Source organism: Anaerolineales bacterium (assembly GCA_022866145.1).
Classification (GTDB): Bacteria; Chloroflexota; Anaerolineae; order Anaerolineales; family E44-bin32; genus PFL42.
Map to the genome: position 1 here is coordinate 1 of JALHUE010000534.1, position 3,959 is coordinate 3,959.

Sequence of the window (3,959 nt, forward strand, 5' to 3'; positions counted from 1 at the left end):
CGAACGACGAGGCGCGGCGGAGGAATGGGGCCTCGGGGATCCACTGGGATCCGCAGAGGCAGGCTGCGGACCGTCCGCAGGTTGGCGGTGATGTCTTCGCCGGTTTCGCCATCGCCCCGGGTGGCTCCCAACACAAACAGACCATCGGCGTAGTGCAACACCACGGTCAATCCGTCCAGCTTGGGTTCGACAACGAAGGCTGCGCCCTCGACTGCCGGGTCCAGCCGGCCGATCCTCTCTGCCCAGGCGCGCACCTCGTTCTCGTCGAAGGCGTTGCTCAGGCTGAGCACCGGGACAGGATGCCGGACCTTGGCGAACCTCTCTGCCGCTTCACCGCCGACCCGCTGCGTCGGCGAGTCGGGCATGGCGATTTCAGGGTGCTGCGCCTCAAGCTCCACCAACTCCCGCAGCAGCTGGTCGAACTCGTAGTCCGAGAGCAGCGGGGCCTCGAGGACATGGTAGCGGTGGTTGTGGAAGGCGATTTGCTGGCGCAGTTGGGCTGCGCGCTCGGCGGCTTCGCGGTCGGCCATGGGCGAATTATAGTCTGCGCCTCCGCCCGGCCCCCAGGGTGACGGTGCTTGCCATCCGATGGGGGAACGGCGGGAATTGCCGGTGGCTTCAGGCCGGGATCGCCTCTGGCCACAGCGGGTAGAACATCAGCCATTCCCCCGGACGGGATCGCAGCTGGGGTTCAAACAAGTCCAGGGCTGCCTGCGCCAAAGCGTGGATGCCATCGGCCCCGGAGGCGAAGTCATGCGGATCCAACTGACCCAACCCGATCCCGCGGTAGTGATTCGGGCCATCGGAGGCGCATACCACGGCAACCAGCAGCGAACCGGCGCGCATCGCCAGGCGGGCATGCCCGACAGGCAGTTGGGCCAGGCGCCCACAAAGGCGCAGCGGCCTGCCGGCAGGGTCCGGGCGGTCCACGCCGGTCATCACCAGCCCGCCGCCGCGCAGCCGCTCGATCGCCGTGCGAAGGGCATGCATGTCAATCGGCAGGACATCCAAGCCGTGCCGGCGGCGGATCTCGTTCTGCACCCGGTAGCTGCCCGTCGGGTTGGCATAGGCCAGCGCCAGCCCGGGGTAGCCACGCTCAGTCAGCGTCAGAAGCATGAACTCAAAGGCGCTCATGTGGGCCCCGACCATGATTACGCCTCGTCGACGAGGCAAAGCGTCGTCCAGCAGCTCTTTCAGGGAATCATCGAGAACCATGCCCTCCATCAGGGCGTGGCGGCCGATGGCCAATGCCCGAAACACATCGGCGTGGGCGCGCATGGCATTCTGGAGGACCTGATCGACGGCGGCTCTCGTCTCGGGCGACCCATAGGGCAAGCCGCGCACAACGGACTGATTGGACCGGACGGCCTGGACCAGCGGCGACTCGGGGTTCCGGGCGGCCAGCCGGGCAGCAGCGTCGGCCACCGTCCGGGCTGCGCCCATCGGCAGCCAGCGCGCCAGCTGGATGCTCAGATGGGCGGCGAAAGCCGTGTTCCCCAGATCCGCCAGCCTCATCTCGCCGGGGTGTCCTTCTTGGCTTTGGCCGGGTTCCAGTAGGCGCGGAAGGCGTCCGAGATCACGGGCAGCCCGCGCAGCACGCAGATGGCCGCCGCCACCCAAGCCATCCAGATGGACCCGGTGAGCACAGGGCCGGCGGCGGCGCTGGCTGCGGACCCCGGCGGGTACCCGGACAAGCCGTGGGCCAGCGTCAGTCCGCAGAAGGCTAGGATCTTAGTTCCACTATACCCGCTGCGCATGATGGGGGCGGTCACAAGGAAGCGACTTAGGCGGGATCGCTGCTGTTGAAAGGGCGCCTCGCCCTTGCCCACGCCGATGGTGCGGATGGCATCGGTCAGGGTTGTGCGGATGATCACGATCAGCGGAATGGCGATCGGCAGCAAGCCCAGCCCGGCAAAGGAGACCCACAGGACCAGTTCGTAGGTACGGTCTGCGGCGATGTCCAGGATGCTGCCCATCAGGCTGGCCTCGCCCCGCTTGCGGGCGATGACCCCATCCAGGGTGTCCAGAGCCAGCAGGAAGAAGAGATACGGGACACTCCAGGCGATGGCCGACGGGGCTCCGCCATACAGAATGGCCAGGAAGACAACGAGAAGGGGGAAGCGGATCAGCGTGATCCAGTTGGCCAGCATCGAATGCCTCAACGTCCGATTGTAACTGGGCGCCGGATTCGGTCAAGCGTGACGGATCGAGGGCGGCAGCCGGCGGCGTCCTCCCCCGGTTTGAGGTGCGTTTCTGCCATTGCTTGGAAATCGGCCCTTTGCTAGACTGGTGGTGACTCTCGGGTGAGAAGAGGTGACGACGTGGGGAGAATCATCGGATACATCGCCGCAGCCATCCTGATCTTCTTCGGCGTGCTTTTCGTCTGGGGTGCCTTCAGCCCCGAGGGATCGGTGGGCTGGATCGTTGTCGGAGTCATCAGCATCGGCGCAGGACTGGCGCTGATCTGGCTGGTCGGCCGCAGGGCGAAGCAGGCGGCTGAGGCTGCGACGGTCATCCAGAAGATCGAGCTTTCGGGGGACGTCAATCTGGAGAAAATGACCTGCCGCAACTGCGGCGGGGCGCTGTCATCGGAGAACATCAAGGTCATCACCGGCGCCCCGTGGGTACAGTGCCCGTACTGCAACACGTCCTACCAGCTCAGCGAGGAGCCCAAGTGGTAGTCAGCGGTCTTGTCCGCTCACCTCGCCGGGGTCAGGAGTCCTGAATGCGCACAGCCTTCCGAGCCTTGGCCGCAGCCTTACTGCTGGGCGCCATGCTGGGTGTCCTCCCGGCCGGCGCCCAGACGTACGACTTCGGCTTGGACCAAAGCCTCGTCGACGTATTCTGGGAAGAGGACGGTACGGCGCGTATCGAGTACCAGCTGACCTTCCGCAACAACCCGGGGGGAAGTCCGATTGACTATGTGGATATCGGGATGCCCACCTCGGGCTATGACCTGAGCGCGGTCAACGCCTGGATCGACGACGTCCCGATGACCGATATCGCCAGTTCCTCCTACGTCGAGAACGGGTTCGCCCTCGGCCTCGCGGGCCGTGCCATCCCGGCCGGCCAGTCGGGGGTCGTCAAGGTTGTCGTGAGCGGTGTGGAAGGTCTCCTGTACGAGTCGCAGGAACCGGCAGGCTATGCCAGCGCCTTGTTCTCCCCGACCTGGTTCGACTCGCAGTTCGTGCACGGCACGACACCGATGCGAGTGACGTTCCACCTGCCACCGGGCATCCAGCCGGAGGAGCCGCGCTACTATCCGGTGGAAGGAGGCTGGCCTGAAGGGCCGCCGGAGGCCGGGCTGGATACGCAGGGTCGCATCTTCTACTCGTGGTACAACCCGGCCGGCGACCCCAGCCGCCAGTACACCTTTGGCGCCGGTTTCCCGGCGAGCCTCGTCCCTCCGTCCGCCGTCGCCGTCCCCGGCGCGGCCAGCGTGGATTTCAGTCTATCGGCGCTGATCGTCCCGCTGTGCTGCGTCGGCTTTGGCCTGTTCTTCGTCGCAACGACGGTCCTCGGCCTCCGCAAAGCCAATCAGCGGAAGCTGGCCTATCTGCCGCCGAAGATCGCCATTGAGGGACATGGGATCAAGCGGGGACTGACCGCGGTTGAGGCCGCCATCTTGTTGGAGACCCCGCTCGACAAGATCTTGACCATGGTTTTGTTCTCCTTGATCAAGAAGAGCGCCGCCCGCGTGGTGAGCGAGAAGCCGCTGCGAGTTGAGCGCATCCAGCCCGCCCCCGAAGGGCTCCGAGACTATGAGGGCACCTACCTGGAGGCCATCGTCGAGGCCGACGCCCGGGCCCGGCAGAAGGCGTTGGAGAAGGTTGTCGTCGACTTGGTCAAGGCGGTCCAGGCGAAGATGAAGGGGTTCAGCCTGAAGGAGACGCTCGAGTACTACCGGGCGATCGTGCAGAAGGCGTGGCAGCAGGTCGAGCAGGCCCAGACACCGGAAG

The 3,959-nt window shown here is 65.8% G+C and carries 5 protein-coding genes; 2 read left to right on the forward strand and 3 right to left on the reverse strand.

Features of this window, described 5'->3' with window-relative positions:
* The 3 genes from MUO23_15250 to MUO23_15260 form a co-directional block, all read right to left on the reverse strand.
* Nucleotides 1-530: NAD-dependent DNA ligase LigA (locus MUO23_15250; GenBank protein MCJ7514307.1), on the reverse strand; the 530-nt coding region annotated here is incomplete at its 3' end.
* Between the two features lie 88 nt (nucleotides 531-618).
* Complete coding sequence (locus MUO23_15255; protein ID MCJ7514308.1) at nucleotides 619-1,515, reverse strand: lysophospholipid acyltransferase family protein; 897 nt, start codon at nucleotides 1,513-1,515, stop codon at nucleotides 619-621.
* On the reverse strand, nucleotides 1,512-2,150 hold the full coding sequence (locus MUO23_15260) for a CDP-alcohol phosphatidyltransferase family protein (GenBank protein ID MCJ7514309.1): 639 nt from the start codon (nucleotides 2,148-2,150) through the stop codon (nucleotides 1,512-1,514). The genes MUO23_15255 and MUO23_15260 overlap by 4 nt, the downstream gene beginning before the upstream one ends.
* A gap of 171 nt (nucleotides 2,151-2,321) precedes the next feature.
* Between MUO23_15260 and MUO23_15265 the strand changes: the two genes are divergently transcribed.
* Both MUO23_15265 and MUO23_15270 read left to right on the forward strand, forming a co-directional pair.
* Complete coding sequence (locus tag MUO23_15265) at nucleotides 2,322-2,681, forward strand: hypothetical protein (GenBank protein MCJ7514310.1); 360 nt, start codon at nucleotides 2,322-2,324, stop codon at nucleotides 2,679-2,681.
* Between the two features lie 44 nt (nucleotides 2,682-2,725).
* Nucleotides 2,726-3,959 (forward strand): hypothetical protein (locus MUO23_15270; GenBank protein ID MCJ7514311.1); only part of this gene is annotated, 1,234 nt, incomplete at its 3' end.